This is a genomic window from Cerasicoccus frondis (assembly GCA_031296915.1).
GTDB lineage: Bacteria > Verrucomicrobiota > Verrucomicrobiia > Opitutales > Cerasicoccaceae > Cerasicoccus > Cerasicoccus frondis.
In genome coordinates this window covers 259144-278317 of sequence record JAVDPC010000002.1, presented here as the reverse complement: position 1 = coordinate 278317, position 19174 = coordinate 259144, and the positions used below count along the sequence as shown (strand labels likewise).

Sequence of the window (19174 nt, the reverse complement as noted above, 5' to 3'; positions counted from 1 at the left end):
CCACGCAATGATGATTTATGATTAGGCCGTTGTCACACTATCTGGCGGCATCGATATTGCTGGTTTTCATGCCGTCTATGGCCAAGGCTTCCGATCCTGCGATTCGGCCAAATGTTCTGCTCATCGCGATTGACGATTTGAACGATTGGGTTGAGCCGCTTGGCGGTTACCAAGCTTCGATTACCCCCAATATACAGCGACTCGCCAGTATGGGGATGTGCTTCGAGAACGCGCACTCGAATATGGCTTCGTGCATTCCTTCTCGAAACAGTATGCTGACCGGCAGACATCCAGCTAATATTGGATTTATCAATAATGCTGAGATTGTCCGATTGAGTCGCAAAATCGAGGGCGGCTTGGGGCAGTATCTACCTGGAACTTTTAAGGAAGGTGGTTACGCTACCTACGGCACTGGAAAGATTTTCCATGAGGACTATTGTGATAACGCGACCGTGCCCAAGGAACGTCTTTGGACTGATTGGGGAATGCTGCATACCTTTGGCCCGGTTTTTCCATTTCAAAAGGCAGATGGCTCAATCATCAAGGCCGGTTTTGGGCGTCCAATGACTGCAGCGATCTGGTATCATGAAGTTACGCCGGAAGACTTCGACCGTAAAGACGCTTTCGGGTTGAATGTTTTCCCCAAAGGAAAACTCAGCGACGAAGCGAACACGGATTGGGCGGTTAGTCGTATACAGGCACATCACGGCAATGAGCCCTTCATGCTCGCTTGTGGATTGGCGGCGCCGCACGTGCCATTAGTTGCGCCAAAGGAATTTTTCGAACTGTATGACCTTTCTGAGATTTCGATACCTGAAATTCCAGAAGACGAGATGAGCGATGTGCCAGTGATGGGCAAGTTTTTTGCCTATGGGCATGCGCCTACATTCGACGACATGCGGCGCTTTATAGAAATTGACTGGAGCGTTGGTGAAGTCATCGACTACGACTATTGGAAGAAAATTATTCGGGCCTATCTTGCGTGCATTACATACGCGGACCACGCTGTGGGACGTTTGCTGGATACCTTGGAAAAGACGCCTGACCCACGTGTGCCGGAGAAAAAGCTGATCGATACAACGATCATCGTTTTATATTCTGATCACGGTTGGCATCTCGGTGAGAAAATGCATTGGCACAAGCAGGCTCTTTGGGAAGAGTCGACTCGAGTGCCGCTCATTTGGAGGGTCCCGGGGGTAACTAAACCTGGAACGATGAGCGAAGTTCCCGTTTGTCTGCTCGACATTTATCCGACGCTCATGGCGCTGTGTGATCTGCCTGAAGTCCTAGATCTTGATGGAGTCGATCTCTCCCCGCTTTTAGCCAATCCTTCGATGACGCTGGAACGCGAAATGATCATCTCCACATGGTATTGGAACTCGCATGCCGTGCGTAGCGAGCGTTGGCGGCTGATCCGTTACGGCGATGGCAGCATGGAGCTCTACGATCACGCTGTCGACCCCGGTGAGCATGACAATTTGCTTATGGATCCCGATGATGCAGAAAATTACGCGCCAATTGTTGAAACGCATTTGGAAGCGTTGCGAAGATATCCTTCCACCGAGCTCGATCAGAAGGCTATTTCGGCTTTCGAATGGCAGTGCCGAAGAGCTTGGGGCGAAGCTGGCGCTCCACCGCTCTGGTTACAGTAAGTAGGAACCCGCTACAAGTATCTCTTATGAACAATACCCCAACTACCCCAATTATATGGCTGGCGAGGCTGGCTTTTCTCCTTCTTGGCGTTGCTGCACAGTGTCATGCGGACACCCTGTCTATCACCAACGCTTCATATGTAAAAGATGGTGTCGACGCGAATACGAACTTTGGGAATGCTTCCGCCTTGGCAGTCGCAGCTCGCGGCACATCATATAATCGTAAGGCATACCTGGAGGTTGATCTTACAGGGCTCACGACGTCGCAGACTTGGTTTTCCGCTGCATCGTTGACACTGACCTTCTATTCGAGCCCACTGATTGGGCCCGCAGCAGGAGACGTGACTTTTAACATTTATGGCGTAGTCAGTGACGATGCGGCATGGAGTGAATCCACCATTACCTGGGATAATGCTCCTTTGAATGACACTGTTAGCGCGTCGGGGCTGAATCCCGATGGAACGGTGTTGCTTGGTTCATTTACTGTGGACACGAGCTCCATCGGAGCGAGTCAACAGCTCACTATTAGTGGTGAGTTTGACAACTACCTGAACTGGGCGGTTGGTAAACTCGGCGATTATTATGGAACGCAGCAAGCTGCCGCAGACGGAAACCTTGCTACGTTCATCATTACCTCAACGGGTGAGACGAGCGACCCGGGCGTCTACTTTTACTCCGATGATTCAGGCTCGGCGCCATACCTGAGTTACACCGTTGGCGTGCCAGCGTTGTCGGCGCCAACGCTGATCAGTCCGGCGGACGATACTGTGGGTTATGAACGGTTTCGCGCTTTTACGTGGTCGTCAGTGACTGGATCTTCACGTTACGAAATTCAGATTTCGAATAGTGAAACATTTGGCCTTGTCGTGGATCAGGATATTGTCGAACTGACTCGCTATGTTCCGTTGTCGGCGTTGTATCCGTCGGCGCGTTTTTGGCGGGTGCGTGCGCTTGGGGAAGATGGGGAAAGCGGCCCATGGTCTGCTATTTTTCGCTATCTACTGGGGGAGCCAGCGAACACGCAAGTCGTCTCTCCGAGTGGAAACTGGGCGACTACCGTCAACAATCTAATTTCGAATGCAACAGGGCCAATCAAGATAGTCTTTTCGGCTGGAAACTATGTCTACGCACCTACTTCCGCTGCTGACGTGTATCCTGTTTGGATTACCAATAAAGAGGATGTTATTCTCGAAGGTCAGGGGGCGGTCATTACGATTCAACCTGCACCCGTTTCTGGTGGGCACGTTATTCCAGGCTTCGTCAAAATCACGAACAGCGAGCGCATCACGATTCGCGGATTTACGTTGGATTACGATCCCGTGCCGCAGTTTGTTGGCGCTGTGACGAGCATTTCGCCGTCGGGTAGCAATACCATTCTGACTTTGAACCAGGCTAGTGGTTATCCTGACTTGGACAGTGATATCCTGAACGAACACTGGAGTTTTGCCTGTGTGCTCGATCCCGATTGGCAGAACAGAGTCGAGGCGGTTCAAGGGAGATTGAAGCCGGATACGAATATTGTATGGTCGCTGGACAAGAATTCTGTAATGCCGCTGGGGGAAGGGCTGTATCAGGTCACGGTTACGTACCCAAGCTATAGTGAGGCGGTTGCGCAATTGGCGGTAGGAGATCGACTGGTTGTGTTTGCGCGCACGAGCTCAGACGCTTCGCCTGTGGGCTCGATTTCATCCGCTTACCGATCGAGTGACGTAGCCTTTGAAGGTCTCACGGTATATGCAGCGCCAGCGGGACACTTTCAGTTCCATGAATCCCCGGGGGGCAAAGTGCTGAATTGTGTGCTTGCGCCGAAGTCTGGACGCTGGATGGGGGGCAATGCAGACGGCGTACATTGCTTTGCTGGCTCCATTGGACCGTGGATTGAAGGTTGCGACTTTGAAGCAATCGGAGATGACGCAGTTGCTTTGTATAGCAAAGGTCTTATCGCCAAAGAGGTGCTATCCTCGACGAGCATCAGGATATGGCCCGACAACATGTATTTGTCGGATGGGGACCGATTTCGCATTTTTTCCTCATTGGATGGTGAAGTCGAAAGCACCGTGTATACGCTGACTGCTGAGCCCTCGAGGTATCCTGTTACCGGCACAGTGGAGTATTATGAATTGGAATTCAGCCCTGCGCTGTCCGGAGCGTTGGAGACGAGCTATACCAGCGATGACGAAAAGCATCTTAACGATCAACTTTTCAGCATCACCGAGCGTAACGCGTCCTTCATGGTTCGGAACAATCGCTTTGCTGCAATCAGACGCTACGGCTGCGCTGTTAGATCTGCTAACGGCGCAATCGTGGGGAACCACTTTCAGGCGGTTTCTTCATCTGCAATTGTTATGGTAAACGAGGCGAATTACTGGAGGAATGGTCCATACAACTATAACATTCTGATCGCGGATAATACCTTGAGTGACGGTGGTTATGATCAGACAGCGCGCGATATGGCGGGTATTCATTTGGAATTCTGGAAGCCTGATCCAACTGATATGTGGGGGCGCTTAATTTCAGAATACATGCCCAATGAGAAAATTACTATTCGGGATAATTTGATCGAATGCTGGGAGAATGACGCAATTCTTCTGGGGAACGCTGCAACCAGTCATGTGGCTGGAAATGTTATAAGCACGGTTCGTAGCCCCGCACTTTTACCCGGAATGACTAACCGGGGAATCTATCTTCGAAATACTTATGGAGCGGTTGTTAGCGATAATGACTTGCTCGAATCAGGATTATCTACCGCCGATGCGTTGGAAATTCCTACTGGCGTAAATTGGTCAACCACAGTGGAAAACAATAAGCTCCCTTAGGCGGGATGGCGGAAACCCTATGTCATAAATCTTAAGCAATCTGAATCACGTCATATCTAATCTAACAGCAATGCGTTTATTTACCTTAGCTCTCGCTCTTTTACTAGTGGTGTCCGCCAGTCATTTGATGGCGAAACAGCCTAACATCCTGCTCTTGTTTTCAGATGATGCAGGATACAACGATTTTGGCTTTCAAGGGAGTGAGACGCATCTTACGCCAAACCTCGACAAGTTGGCGGAAGGCGGGGTTCGCTTCACTCGAGCGTATGTGACGGGGCCAGTCTGCAGCCCCTCACGTGCAGGATTGCTTACTGGTCGTTACCAGCAGTACTTCGGGCACGAAAACAATCTTCCGAACCCTCACCCCTTGGGGTTGCCCCTGACGGAGAAGCTCATGCCGGAGTACCTAAAAGAGAAAGGATATGGCGCCTATATGATTGGCAAATGGCACTTGGGAATTCCTGATCCTTACCAACCGCATAATCGTGGCTTTGATCATTTCTTTGGAATACTGGAAGGAGCACGCAGCTATTTTCAAATTGAGCGCCCCTCTTACGGAAAGGCGCTCGTAGAGAACGGTCAAGTCGTCGAGGAACCGAAAGATCTTTACGTGACGGATATGTTTGGCGACAAGGCGGTAGAGTATTTGGAAGAGCACTTTGCGATGCAAAGTGAATCCCCGTTCTTCATGTTTCTTTCTTTTACTGCGCCGCATACTCCGATGCACGCTAAAGAAGAAGATCTTCAGGCTTTGGATTATCTAGAATACGAAAGCGAGGAGCGTAAAATTAACGCCGCGATGACTTATGCTATGGATAGAAATATCGGCAAAGTCATGGAGGTGATTCGGGAGCATGGAGAGTTGGAAAATACTTTCATTGTCTTCTTGAACGATAACGGTGGCCCTGGACGCGCTAATGCATCTGACAATGGCTCGCTACGTGGGCATAAAGGAACGATCTTTGAAGGGGGAGTCCGAGTGCCAATGTTTGTGAACTGGCCTAGGCATGTTCAAGGCGGCCAGGAATTTGATGGAGTGACTTCAGCATTTGATCTACTGCCGACGTTTCTCAGTCTGGCTGGTGGAAAACCGAATCCTGAAAATCGGCTGGAGGGGGTTAGTCTATTGCCCTACCTGTCTGGGGAGTTGGAAGGGAATCCGCATGATGCTTTGTATTGGCGAATTCTGGGAGCGAATGGCCGTAAAGGGATGATCCATGAAAACATCAAGTATAGCAACTGGGAAGGGCACGAGGCGGTTTTCGATCTAGCAACCGATCCTAACGAGCAAGTCGACTTGGCAAAGTCAGATGTGTCCATTCTCAATCAATATCGAAGTCTTATGATGAAATGGGAAGATGCAGCGATGGAACCACTCTGGTGGTGGAATAAGAAAATGGAGGAGCAATACCGAGTCATCGAACAATAAGGTTCTTGTTTAAGAGCGAGCTAATGGCATGAGCAAGGAAGATACTAACAAGGATGGCTTTAACTGGAATCGGATTGCACTTGGCATCCTGCTCTTAGCTTATGTGTTCAGCGCTGGGCGCTTCTTTCTCTATAAGCTGAAGAATCAGGAAGGGGAAGAGGGCAAGGTCGTTCGCATCGCCCACTGGCAGTTGGAGCCGGGCTATCGCGAGGCGCTTGATTGGGCTATGGATGAATACTGTCGTCTGCCTCACGTAAAAGAGGCTGGCATCAAGGTTGTGCAAATGCCAATGCCAACGCGAGTTTACAACCAGTTCATGAATGTCCACTTGATCAGCGGCACTGCGCCAGATATCGCTGAAGCAGGTTTCACTAGCATGATTCAGGGGAATTCCATTGCCCGCTTCTATGCCTCATTGGGAACCTATGCATCCGAGCCAAACCCGTATAATGCGCTTGAGTTTACCTCGGAGGAAATGGATCCGAAACTGCGAGAGTTTTTGGCCACTGCGCCATGGAAGGACACTTTCATTGACGGTATGGAGCGTGGCTGGAAGCAGGAGCTAAATGACTACTACTCCGTGCCGGTTAGCGGCTTTGGCGGCTTGCGCTTATTTTATAACCTGTCGCTGGTTAAGCAAGGTAAAGAGTTTCTCCGTAGAGCGTTGGCGCAAAATCCCCAACCGTTGTGGCTGCAGGGTTGCTGGTTGCGTACTGAAGGTGAGGATGTCCATGGTTACTTGCCTGATAATGAGCGCTTTCGCATATGGCTAGCTGAAGATGACGAGCCGCCTCAAACGCTCGGCCAACTTATCGTTTTCTGTTTCGCCATTCAAGAAATGGCGAAAGCCGAAGGCTTGAAATACCTGACGCCACTGTCAGTTGGCAATTATGGAGCAGGCGATCCGATTTTCCGCTATCAATCTGGTTTTTTTCGCCTTTTTGGCGATGAATTGGAAAAAGATGGTCAGCCCGGCATCAGTGGATTGGAGGCGGTGGATGGCTTATCTCGTGGGGCATGGAGCTTCGATGATGTGCGGATGGTGGAGTACATCAAGCTTGCGCAGTTGCTTTGCTCCTTCTACCCCGCTGGCTATTTGGGGCTTGATCGTGAGCAGGTGCAGCGACGTTTTGTTTCCGGCGATGCTGCTATTTTTTCCTCGGGTGGTTGGGATGCCGCTGGCGTTTTTAAGGGAGTCAAAATCGGTGAAGGCGAGGAACGCCGATTTGAAATTGCCATTGTGCCGACTCCCATGCCTGCGCCTGATGAGCGTTGGGGCGACATGCTAAATTACCGACCGTCGGAAGCCGATTTTAAGGCAGGCGTTCCTCTATCGATCAATAAGCAATCGCATAACTTAAATTGGGCGTTGGATTTTCTCCGCTTCCTTTCGTCGCAACCGGTTAATGAGGAGTTCAATAGGCGATCCGCTTGGCTGCCTGCTACGATCGGCGCTGAGACGGTGGAGTCGATGGTTGATTTTAAGCCGATCACAGAGGGCTATCCCAGTGAGCTAAGCTTCAATCCATTTTATGTGCGAGCCGGCCTGCGTACTGAGTGGATGGGGAAATTCAGATTGGTGGTTACTGGCGAGTTAAACTACGAGGATTTTTCCGAACACATGATGGAATTTTTAAAGCGCTCTCACCAGGGTGCGCCTGCATATTGGCATCATGATCGTCAAGACCAGCGTGATCGAACGCGAGCATTGGACCGTAGTATGTCGGTTGTGGAATTTCTACAGGCAACTGAGCGGGAGCCTCCGAATGATCGACGATATCGTTCCTTGTTTTTTCAAAGTGTAAGTGATGACGAGGGCGTCAATTTAGAGAAACTTTGGGTGCGCCTTCACCCGGATGAGCCCTTTCCAACAGTGGATTGATCTTTATAAGGAATAACTAGTAGAACCCACTGTATTTATGGAAGTGCTCTACTCATGCATGCGTAAAGTAGAGTTGGGAGACCCCATTCACTTTCGAAAAGAAAGTCATTGCTGCTTTTCCTGTAACGCTAATGGCAATCTCATCTTCCCTCCGTCACGAACGAATACTATCGTTGGTTTTTGCACCTGCATGTCGAAATAAGCGACTGCGGTGTAGCGTATGTTTGGCAGGTAGCGAATTTTGGATTGCTTCAAAATATTCCACTTGTCGGCGGTTTGGTAAAAGAAGCTAACATCGGCCATATTGAAATCATCCAAAGAGCCGATTTCGTCGATCAAGACGGCTGCATGGGTGGCGACACTTCGCTTTTCTTCACCTATTTTCAGAACCATCTGTGTGGGCAATAAGTTGATGACCAAGGTGCTGGAAAGAGGAAAAGCCTGAAGGCTATTATCGATGACGCGAGTGCTGTAATGGTCGTTGCTGGCGTTACTGCCGGTTAGAATGTTCTGTGGGGCCAAGATGATTGCGGCTTGCCGTATGCCCTGTGGTGTCGTTGCGCTGGCTACAGTCTTATATTTTTTTTGGCCTTCGGCATTAACGCCATCCTCGATCCCTAAGTAGATGCGTCCATCGAAGCTCGTGCATGGAAAGGGACGTCCGTATAGTAATGGGCGTATGCGAACTTTGCCGATTGGTTGTTGCTCTGGGTTGAGTAGATAGAGTTCCTCTGTGCCCGGAATTAGCGCAACAGCCATTACGGTTGCAGCAAATTCATTTTCCTGCCAGGTATTGCCGCTGGACTTGATGTCGGCGCGCATGTTCTGAGCGTAGGTGAACAATGAGCCGAAAATGAAGAGCGCAATTTTTGCTCTGAAGGCTATCTGAGTTATCGCCATTTGTTTGACTGGATTGAGGTGCATGGGATCAGATTTCATCGTCCGTCAGCCAACGCAGGCTAATGATTTCAAAACGCCGTCCCATCTCCTCGGAAGCAGGGATGTCCCACGGTTCGAGTGATGAATCAATGTATTCCGGCGTGCGTTGAACAACCGCTTCGCAGTAGGCATGAAAAGTTTCATCTGTAATGGGATTGGTTGTTTGGCCATACGCACGAATGCGGAAGGTGTCGGATCGAGCGGCAAGCCTGGGGCCTATCTGTTGCAGAATGTCGACTTGTGTTAGGAAGCCTGGAATGCCTGTCGCCGTATTTGCGGTTTCATAGGCTGCATTGGGGAGGCCGAGGGAGGCGATGTTCACATCGATGCCCATGTCTTGGCTTATGCGATCATTGATATCAGTTTGGGCAATGGCGGCGTCAATTGCCCCCATCATGTTGCGTTCATCGCTTGTGTTAGAGCCCAGTCGACGGTTGATGAATTCTGACAAAGAAAGAAAGGGGCCGCGTCGTTTGACTTCGTTGACGATGTTGTCGGCTAATGCGTCAATTTGGGCATCGGTTAAATCGCGGTAGCCTTGCCATGCGGCATGAGCGGCTGGGGAAGATCTGGTAATGGTGGCGCTGTTGTTGGAGGCATCTACATCGAACGGTGAGTCATGGTTGGTGGCGCGAAAGCGAGAGAAGGTATTGCCATTGGCTGCATTCAGAGTCAGGTCATAGTCATCATTGCTGACTTCAGTGATCAGTGGTGGTGCATCAATGGCCTGCTGGGAGGCTGAGGTTAAAATTGCCTTCCAGGCTTTGGATGAGGTCGAGTTGATGTTGAAGGCTCCGTTTTGAAATTGGAAAGCTGCAACTTTACGATAGGCGTCCGGCTGGAGTGTGTTACTGCCTAAAAGTATGCTTTCGCGTATGGCGTCTTCATCATAATCTTGGAGGTTGAGCTGAAGGTTGGGATTTAACAGAGCCTCACCCGACAAATAATTATCCACAGCTTCGGACAGTGTCGGCCCACTTGCATTGAAAACGCTCTGATAGGTTGCAATGGTTGAGAGGTAATAGGAGTCCCAGAGAAAATAATTCGCGAGATAAGCATGGTCCAGCAAGTCATAGCCGAGCGCCGTTGAATGCTCTGCAACGCTTCCCAAGGAAACTAGTGGGTTCGCAAAAGAATTGCCGACTACGTAGTCAACTTTGGGTAGGTATCCGCTGGATGCGAGGTTCGCGTGTTGTAGGCTGGCTAGTGACTGGAGTGGCTGTAATGGCTGCTCAAAGTGTGTCGCAAATTTGGTCCCTTCAAGACTAGAGATTCCGGTAAAGGAAAACCCGTGGTTTTCGGAATCAATTTCAACGGACGGGATGCTCGCTTCCCGCAATGTGACTTGATAGGACTGATTGAAGGTTGACGCTTCGTCCAGTTGGTTGACGCCTGCGAGTGTGGTTGGGTTGCTAAATGACCAGGGAAGGGAGGGATTCGTGTTGGATAAGGTCGTCTGGGCGAAGACATCCAAGACGACAAGAGGAGTCGAGGCAAGTTGATCTACCGAATAGTCGTGTAGGGTTCCGCTGTGGAGAATGAGGTTACTCCCGGGGATTAAATATTTTGTAATGGGGAAGCTGTCGCTGGTGAAGTTTTCGGCGGCTGTTTTCAGGTCATTGATGCTGTCATAGACAAAGCTGTAGCTGCCCAATCGATTGGCGCTTGCGTTGGAGTCGGCGAACGGATGCTTGTCAAACAGTTCGATCTTGAACGGCTTTTCTGCGCCTGATTCCGGGTAGTGCGGTGTGACGAAATCGATCTCTACCGCCATTTCGTCGTTGTCCTTGATCAAGATGGCGTCGTAGCTCATTGAACCTAAATTTGATAGCGCATTCTCCATGGTGGTTTCACCGTCAATGAGCGTCAAGGTGCCGGTTTCGTTTGTGTAGTCGTAATTGGCGCGTGGATTGTTACGTGATGGATTCAAGTAATCATAGACTAAGCCTGCGCCTTCGATGTAGCCGGGTTGTCCCTTCATCACGTTGGTGTCACTCTGTTTATTCGCCAGCCAATTCGATAGATTGGCTAATGCGGTGCTTGAGTCATCGGCAAAGGGAGAAATGACTACAGATTCACCGGGGGCGAGGGTGAAGTCATCGTTGGAGTCGTCACTGGCCGAGAGAGAAATGATATATTCGACGCCTTCTGTTTTTATGCGTGGCTCGTTGTTGGGAGATGTGAGCAGTGCATCGAAGGGAACTGGACGATTCGTGAGCGGGACGAGATTGCTGTAATTACTATGGTCTGCGCGTTTGAACAGAAAGCCAACTGGGACGCCGCTGAGTGATAAATACAGGCTTTCGGTTTTAAGGGGCACGTTGTAGGGATTATAAATGGTCACGACCGGCGATGCGATCAGGTAGAGCATCTGGCTGTTCACGTAGGTTTCATTGGAGATCTTTTTGCTGTCATCTGCACGGTTGCCGGGTATCCGTAACGCCACGAGAGAGAACACCATTTGAATACGTGCGATTGCTGGCGTTGGCGAATGGTTGGTGCGTGGCGCCAGCATGTCATTGCTGTCCAAGGGCCAATCCGAGGTTGAGCTCACCAATCGTGGAATGTCATCGCCAGCTAGTGTTAGATTGGTTGAGCGGTAGCTGGAAAGGTAGCTCAGAATTTGCGTCCAGGTTGGCTCAGATTCATAGCTGGCGTTGCTGCCAGAGCTGTAAAGATAGCGTGGGCTAAAGTCGGAGTTAGAAAGGTCGTCGTACTCGGAGAGAAGTGAAAGATCCTTCTTGAGTCCTCCATGCACCGGATCGCTAATGACGCCTGCGGATAGAGGCGTCAGATCGTGAAAGAGGGCCTGATAGTTTTCTGGATTACCGCCTGCTGTTTCAAAGGCCAGAGTTCCGCTGTCATGGCTTAATATATTGATCTGCTTATTTGCTGAGAACGTTGAAGTGAATTCGCTTAGCGTAGACAAACTGGGGATGCCGCTTGCCGAGGGGGAGCCATAGAGCGCCAGCGATTGCGCTTCTTCGGATCCCCAGTTCGATGAATTAATTTCAGAAGGCAAACTTACGGTAGCCTTCACGCCTTCATCCATAATTGCCCATGCATACTGGTCGTTGTCTGTGTCGCCGATGGAGACTATCGGCGCCTGAATGATGTTTGTGGGGACGCTGGCCGCCGTTTGGCCGAGAGAGCCCTCTCCAACCAGGGCGATTTTATCACCGGCAATTGTGTTTGCCGCAAAGCTGATTTGCTCGAGATCGTCGGCATGTTCGCTTGGGTAGGAGACTAGCCATTGAACGAAATTATTCTGCTTTTGAGTGGAGTAATCAATGGCGTCGCCCGGGTTCCATTGTGCCGTTTCCCAAACGCCGACCAGATAAGGGTTGGCGATATTGGCTCCCAAACTGAGCTCGTTTTCGGTTCCTTCTAGTATGGATGCGGTTGTCGAAATACGGCGATCAGGGCCGAGTGTTTTTTGAAGTTCGCCCATGGCTACAGACAAGCCAAACAGTGCGTTTTGTCGTGCGGCTTGAAACTGGGCTGAGGTGGCGCTGACTTTGATCTCTACCTGCAACAGGGAGGATAGGCTGATCAAGAGCAACAGGATAAAGGCCATCAACGAGATCGCGATAACCAGAGCAAACCCGTTATGCTCAGTGCGTTGATGCTTGGGGCTTTGGGGATGATGCATGTTTTAATCTGGGTGCGACGAGATGTTTTATGTCTCGGAGTAAATAGAGGGGGAATTAAGGTATACTATTATCAGCTAAAAAGACGATTCGAAAAGCGCGGTTAGCGACAGCCTCTGGTGAATGTTTTGCATTATCTGGTATTGTCGGTGGAGCTACCAAATTGGGCAAAAGTTTATCCATATTTACCCATTGTTCATGCTCGTATCGCATTGTCTTGGGAGGGAACGTAGGCAGTCTCGTTGCCCGCCGAAAATTTGTATTACCCTGCATTTCTCTGAAAGTCTCACTGTGGATGTGTCTTATTGGCTGTGAAGGTCTTGGATGTCTTAAGTGTTCAGATCGGAATTTCCTCTGCCATTTGGCGCTCCCGTGCACTGTTGGAAGGATCTGTGTTGTCCATGTTTAATCGGGCGATTGTGGATGAGATTAACTATTTCGCAGTTAGTTACTCGTTCTAACTGTAAGATTACCCTAACCCCAGTATTAGTATCAATGAATACAATGTTGAAACGACTTGTTGTCGTATCTTACTCGCTCCTGTTGCTATGTGTAGCTTCGAGTTGTATCGCTGCGGAAGTCCGCATTTCTGGTCCTGAAAACGCATGTGCGGGGCAGTCCGTCCTTGCTACTGTTCATTATGATTCGCCAGTGGATAATACCATTTTGAGAACCATCGTTCGAAGGGTTTCAGACGGCGCCTATATGAAAGTCACGGACACTGCTGTTATTGCAGGGGGCGGTACGTCGATGGTGGAATGGACCGTGCCGAATGCTGCGGCTAATGGAGAGGCATATGATTGGCTCGCCTACTTGACTCCAGATAGCTGGAGTAACCGATATGTATCTACGGGTTGGACCGAAGAGTTGTCTGTGGTGGATGTGGCTATCCATGGGCCTGAAGATGCCTTCGCCGGGCAAACTGTTGGTATGACGGTGACTTATGATGCGCCGGTTGATGGAACAATTCTCAGGACGATTGTGCGGCGGGTATCTGATGGCGTCTATCTGGATGTCGTGGATACAGTTGTTAATGCTGGCTTGGGTAGTTTGGACCTTGATTTCATTGTCCCAGAGACTGCGCCCGTGGGGCAGCAGTACTCGTGGCTGTCCTATTTAACTCCTGATAGTTGGGCAAATCGATATGCGGCAACTGGTTGGACTGAGGTGCTGACGGTCAAGGATCTGATAGCATATCCCGCCCCGCTCGGGGCTCCTCTGTCGACTGACTATGCTGTAAGTGTCGATGGCGTTTTGCTGGATGTATACGCTGGCGCTGAGAATAACGGGTATGACTATAGTTTTTGTCAGTTTGATTTTTCGGATTCAGTGGTTGTGTCCGTGACTTCAAGCGCAGGCGTTTCTAATCCCGTTATCTTGCCGGCATCTTTAGGCATCAGCCCAGTTGTGAGTGGCAACACTATCAGTTTCACCGTCAGTGATCCAGCTCAGGTTACGGTGCTTCCAGATGGAGAAGATAGTAATCATGCATTGCATGTATTTGCTAATCCACCTGACTTGGCGCCGCCACATCCCAACGATCCTGACGTGCTCTACTTTGGCCCGGGAATGTATGCTGAAGTTGGTCGAATTGATTTAAGCGATAACCAGACACTCTACTTGGCAGGGGGCGCTTTTGTGCAGGCTGGCGTTACGATGTTTGGCTGCGAAAATGCCAGTATACGCGGGCGGGGAATTCTGGACGGTTCCTGCTATCCGAAATGGGGCGGCCCAACGACTTATCCAGTGCATATAAATGGAGCCTTGGATTGTATGGTTGAAGGCGTCACTGTGCGCTTTTCCTGGGGATGGACAGTTGTTACTTGGAATAGTGATGGGCTGCAGATCTCCAATCTGAAGATCTGCAATGGCCATATGGCCAATGATGATGGCATTGATATGATCAATGGTACGGTGAATCAGACGATCGAAAATTGTTTCATTCGCACTGACGATGACTGCATTGCGTTCAAAGGAATGAGTGATCTTCGGGCGAATCTAGATAATATTGCGATCAGCGATTGTATTTTCTGGGGAGATCGTGCCCGGATTTTCCTCTTGGGGCATGAGACTCGCGTCAATAATATCCGTGATGTTTCAGTGACGGACTGCGACATCATTCACTATGACGATATGAATCCGGCGTTCTTGATTGAACCTGGTGAGAACGGAACTGTTGGTCCCAATGTGCGGTTTGAGGATATTCGAGTCGTTGCGAATGCTGCGAGCGAAAGCCCGCTCATTCTAGTGCGACCAACGATTAATCACTGGATGACGGTGCGTCAGCCGGGGCATGTCAATGACGTCGCATTTAAGAACATTACGTGTTTCGGCGAACATGGTGGGTTGTATATGCTCACATCGGGTTGGAGTGATGCGTATGAGGCTGCTAATGTTTCGTTTGAGGATATTAGCATTAATGGCTCAGTCGTCACTGGCTCGTCCTCCAGGATTGAAGTCGGGCCCAATACCCCGAATTTTCAATTTTCGCCGTACGATGGGCTTCCGCCCGCAGGGGAATACTATCGTATATGGAATCGATCATTGGGTGAATATCTGTTTCTGGATTACTACAATGATATCGAAATTACTCGGTATGGAAATGCCAGTGCTGACGATTTATCTTCGCACTGGAAGCTCGTGGATCACGATGGTTTTTTTCGCGTAGTGAACCGGGTGAGTAGTCGCACTTGGAACTTGGAAAGTCGCTACCGGGGAACGCCTCTGGATTACGTAGAAAGCACGTCTATTCAGAGTGGGGCGTGGACTTCCCATTGGGACTTTGAAGACTACGATGGCTTTTATACTCGGATTAGAAATCGCTGGGCATCTACCTCCAGAATGCATGTAAGCGGTGAGTACGGTTACGCGGAGTGTGATGTCATTGACGCCAGTGATGCGAGTAGCCATTGGGTATTGGAGCGCGCAGGCGACGTCCGGGTCAATTTCAACGAATTCAATGTGACGGCCTATGGCAATGGTCAGGATTTTGGTTCGCACTCAATCCAAGACGCTGGGGCAACGCTGCACCTGAGCGGCAACGCCTGGAAAAAGATTAGCCTCAACTACACCGTGACGAGTGATACGGTGTTGGAATTCGATTACATGAGCACTTCAGAAGGAGAAATTCAGGGCATAGGCTTTGATGACGACAACAGCCATGCTCCCAATCAGGCCTTTGAGCTTTTCGGTGTCCAGAATTGGGCGATTCGAAATTATGAAACGTATAGTATGGGTGGGTATCAGCACTATGTGATTCCGATCGGGCAACATTATACAGGCTTTATTCGCTACCTTACGTTTTTGAATGACGATGACGCTAATGGCGCAGCGAATGGCTATTTTTCAAATGTGAGGATTCATTAGGATGGAATGATTTAGCTTAGGTGATGGCTCCACTGGTCGTTAACTAGACTAGTGGGGCCATTTTGTTTGGTAAGTTCGGGTTCTTCGTTCGAGAACTGTTCAAAAAGGCATACCATATAATGCAAGTTTTGAGGCGGAAAATGAGGTTCTTCTCCGTTGTGCGCAGTTAATGACTGAAACTAATATACAATGCATGGATACCCCTCCTATGCTTTTACCGTTTTCTACAAACCAAGCAGTTGCGTCGCCTTCCCGCCAGTCGGGTTTTACTCTGGTCGAACTGCTCGCAGTTATTGCTATAGTTGCGACTTTATCGGCGATATTGATACCGGTCGTTGGGCATGTGCGTGAGTCAGCTCAGGCTTCTGAGTGTGCTGGCAATTTAAGACAGCTCGGATCGGCATTTCTATTGTATACGAGCGACCACACTGGGGCCTTGCCAACGGAGCATTCGACGGATGAAGAAAAGGATGCTGGAAACGAGTGGTATTACCCGAACAAGCTTGCAAGTTATGCGCCACCCGAGCGATGGGCAATTGAGCGACACGGCAATATGCGCGGCGGCGTGTGGCAATGTCCGTCCTTGGATGATGATGAATTATCCTGGGGCGCCGGTTACGGAACAAATCGTAGCCATGTCGTTCTCCCAATGGGCGATCCGGTTTACTTGAGTCAAGTAACACGACCAGCAGAAATCGTATTGATTGGCGATGTTTGGTCCCGCTCGCGTCAGGCCTCGTGGATTAGCATGGTATGCCCTGAGTGTAGTAATTGGGGTAGATCAACTGAAGCAAATCCGCTTCACGGTGGAAAAGCTAATATGTGTTTTGTGGACGGTCATGTCGAAGCCATCGATTACGATGATCTTGCGGATAACAAAAACGACATGTTTGGGCACCGACACCTCTAGCTTCAAAGTGTATGTGTGGCCTGGTCACTCTCCTTTTTAATATTTTATGAAACTCAAATTGACTCAGTCTATCTTGGCTTTGGCGCTATCGGTCAGCGCAATCGCATATGCAGATGCCACTGCAAACCCAGCGGCAAATCCGGAGATGCGCAATACTTGGCTGGATCAGCATAATTCGATCGAGAAGCGGCTTAAACAGTCTGGCTCCGAAATCGTATTCATTGGCGACTCCATCACGTATAATTGGGCTAGCGGAAGCCGCGGAAAATCCGTTTGGGACAAACATTACGCCAAAATGGGCGTCTTCAATATGGGAATCAGCGGTGACAAGACCGAGAACATCCTGTGGCGCCTGCAGAATGGCAGTTTGGCTGAAGTGAACCCTAAAGTTGCTGTCGTGCTCGCGGGGATTAACAATATACACCGAGACAGCGCTGAGCAAATTGCAGAAGGCGTCGAGGCCATCGTTAACGAAGTTCTTAGCGAATGCCCATCATGCCAAGTCGTGTTGATGGGCTTGTTCCCGCGTGGTTATAAGCCGGATGCTCCGGAGCGGGCAAAAATCCTCAAGGTTAACCAAATTATCGCCAAAATGGCAGAAAACCCTCGCGTGGAGTATTTAGATATCGGCGACCAATTGCTGGACGAAAATGGATATTACACGAAAGAAATGTCGCCTGATGCGCTTCATCCTCTCGCACCGGGGTATGAGATTTGGGCGAATGCGATGAACCCGATTATTTTTGAAATGCTGGCTCAGTCGCCGGAAAGATGAAATCGGTTGATGCTGAACAATTATGGTATCGTTTTAGACAAAAGTATATACAGAAACCACAAGCCTATAGTTTTGCGACTTTGATTAAATAAGGTAAGGTAAGTGTCGTTAAATGCAGTAGGCTAATACCAAAATTTGAATTTACCCACCGCGAATGGCCAAATGGCCAATTTTCTTCAAATAACCTCATTCCTTGCCCCCATGACCAAGACAGCATTGCTTTTTATTGTAGCGTTAGTTGCGGTTTTAACAACCGCCCGAGCTGAAGTTCTATTTAAAGATGACTTCGAGTCATACCGCGTCGGTAAAGCGATCGAAGGACAGCGTGGTTGGACTGGGAGTGACTCGTATACAATTGTTAGCGTGGCCGACGGACAAGCGCTACATTCAGGAAGAGATGTTCCTGATGCAGCCATATCGCATGCGTTTGAGGGGGGCCATAAAACGGTATACATTGGCTTGGACGTGGATTTCTCTGTGAGCTCAGCGAACTTCTTCTGGGTCGCGGCTACCAATGGATTTGACGATGACAACGCAATCGGAGCGGTATTCGGCGCTATCGACTATCAGCCAGCCGTGGCTCTTCGGGTCCGGGAGTCAGCAGAACAAACCAAGACGAGCTCTAAGTCTCTTTATCGCAATCCTGCCCGTATGGTGATGGAGGTTACGAAATCGGGTCATGATTTTATCTGTAAAACTTGGTTTGATCCTCAGAGCGATCGGGACGCGCCCAGCGAATACATTTATGGGAAGATCCAAGCCAATGAGCTCAATTTATTCTATGGTCGGAGAAGCTCTGTGGGGCACTCCGCAATGATCATGGATAACTTGGTTGTTGCAACGACTTTTGACGAGGCGGCTAAGCCTACTCGCTAGCAGTTTACACCTCCTATCACCTATACCCTAAAAATAGACACTATGAAAACGAAGAACATACTTATCCTATCAGCAGCTACTGCCCTGCTTTCCACTGCGAACGCGACGATTATTTTCCAAGACGATTTTGAGTCATACACTCAAGGCACATCCATCAATGGCCAAGGCGGCTGGACGGCAGACTCCTACACGATTGTCTCCTATGACGGCGGAAACGGTGTTCAGTCTCCAAATAATGTTTTGGATGCCTCCATTTCGCACGCATTCACCGAGCAAACTGGCACTGTTTATATTGGTGTCGATGTTGATTTCCGTCCAGGCGCGACTAACTTCTTTTGGATTCTCGCAAGCGATGACGCAGATTACTTTAATTCTGGCGGGGCTACGTTCTCCAATTCATCAGAGCCAACCGTTCGCGCTCGCAACTTCGATGATGATTCCAGCTACAATGCAAGCTACACGGCTTATGGCGATCCCACGCGCATTGTGATCACCATTTCGGCTTCTGGGGCGAATGGCAGTAATTATGACACGACCACAATCTGGTCCGAAGCGACTGGCACCATCATTAGTACGATAACGGGTGATACTGGCATCAGCGCCCTGGATACTTTCTTTGCCAAAAGAGGCACTGACACCAATGGCAATTCCATGATTATGGACAATCTCGTGGTCGCCACCACGTTTAATGAAGCAGCCATGATCCCGGAGCCGTCTACGTATGCGATGATAGCTGGTGCTGGCATTATGGTGCTTACCATGATGCGTCGTCGCCGTAAGCAGATTCGTTAAAAGACTAATTTTTTGATCTTCTCGCGCTTCATCTTGGGGGAGATGGGTGCGGAAAAAGGCATACCACATATGTGGTATGCCTTTAAT

General features: G+C 49.6%; 11 protein-coding genes. 9 read left to right on the top strand and 2 right to left on the bottom strand.

The genetic code is table 11. The features are described from left to right. Positions 1-77: 77 nt before the first annotated feature. The 4 genes from RBB63_RS02585 to RBB63_RS02570 all read left to right on the top strand — a co-directional run bounded on the left by RBB63_RS02585 (position 78) and on the right by RBB63_RS02570 (position 7779). Positions 78-1652 carry a sulfatase gene (locus RBB63_RS02585; protein ID WP_309380799.1) on the top strand — a complete coding sequence of 525 codons (1575 nt, stop codon included), beginning with the start codon at positions 78-80 and terminating at the stop codon, positions 1650-1652. A gap of 26 nt (positions 1653-1678) precedes the next feature. Beyond that, positions 1679-4468 (top strand): DNRLRE domain-containing protein, encoded by a 2790-nt coding sequence (locus tag RBB63_RS02580; RefSeq protein WP_309380798.1) that lies wholly within the window; start codon positions 1679-1681, stop codon positions 4466-4468. A gap of 70 nt (positions 4469-4538) precedes the next feature. Next, positions 4539-5897, top strand: coding sequence for a sulfatase-like hydrolase/transferase (locus tag RBB63_RS02575; RefSeq protein WP_309380797.1), 1359 nt, complete (start codon positions 4539-4541; stop codon positions 5895-5897). 28 nt (positions 5898-5925) lie between these two features. Further along, entirely contained in the window at positions 5926-7779 is a 1854-nt protein-coding gene (locus RBB63_RS02570) for a hypothetical protein (RefSeq protein ID WP_309380795.1), read from the top strand. Positions 7780-7884: 105 nt separating this feature from the next. On the opposite strand, the gene RBB63_RS02565 is transcribed toward RBB63_RS02570, so the two are convergent. Continuing rightward, positions 7885-8703: a hypothetical protein gene (locus tag RBB63_RS02565; protein WP_309380793.1), complete on the bottom strand. Its 819-nt coding sequence runs from the start codon at positions 8701-8703 to the stop codon at positions 7885-7887. A gap of 4 nt (positions 8704-8707) precedes the next feature. Beyond that, the gene (locus RBB63_RS02560; RefSeq protein ID WP_309380791.1) at positions 8708-12370 is read right to left on the bottom strand and encodes a hypothetical protein; all 3663 of its coding nucleotides are present in this window, start codon (positions 12368-12370) and stop codon (positions 8708-8710) included. Positions 12371-12791: 421 nt separating this feature from the next. On the opposite strand from RBB63_RS02560, the gene RBB63_RS02555 reads away from it, so the two are divergent. From RBB63_RS02555 to RBB63_RS02535, 5 genes are all read left to right on the top strand, one after another. Then, on the top strand, positions 12792-15734 hold the full coding sequence (locus RBB63_RS02555) for a glycosyl hydrolase family 28 protein (RefSeq protein ID WP_309380789.1): 2943 nt from the start codon (positions 12792-12794) through the stop codon (positions 15732-15734). Between the two features lie 193 nt (positions 15735-15927). Continuing rightward, positions 15928-16644, top strand: coding sequence for a prepilin-type N-terminal cleavage/methylation domain-containing protein (locus tag RBB63_RS02550; protein WP_309380787.1), 717 nt, complete (start codon positions 15928-15930; stop codon positions 16642-16644). 73 nt (positions 16645-16717) lie between these two features. Continuing rightward, on the top strand, positions 16718-17419 hold the full coding sequence (locus RBB63_RS02545; RefSeq protein ID WP_309380785.1) for a GDSL-type esterase/lipase family protein: 702 nt from the start codon (positions 16718-16720) through the stop codon (positions 17417-17419). A 201-nt stretch (positions 17420-17620) separates the two neighbouring features. After that, a complete protein-coding gene (locus RBB63_RS02540; RefSeq protein WP_309380783.1) occupies positions 17621-18295 on the top strand; it encodes a hypothetical protein in 675 nt (224 codons plus the stop codon). A gap of 42 nt (positions 18296-18337) precedes the next feature. After that, positions 18338-19087, top strand: a complete 750-nt coding sequence (locus RBB63_RS02535; protein WP_309380781.1) for a PEP-CTERM sorting domain-containing protein — start codon at positions 18338-18340, stop codon at positions 19085-19087. The last annotated feature ends 87 nt before the right edge of the window (positions 19088-19174 follow it).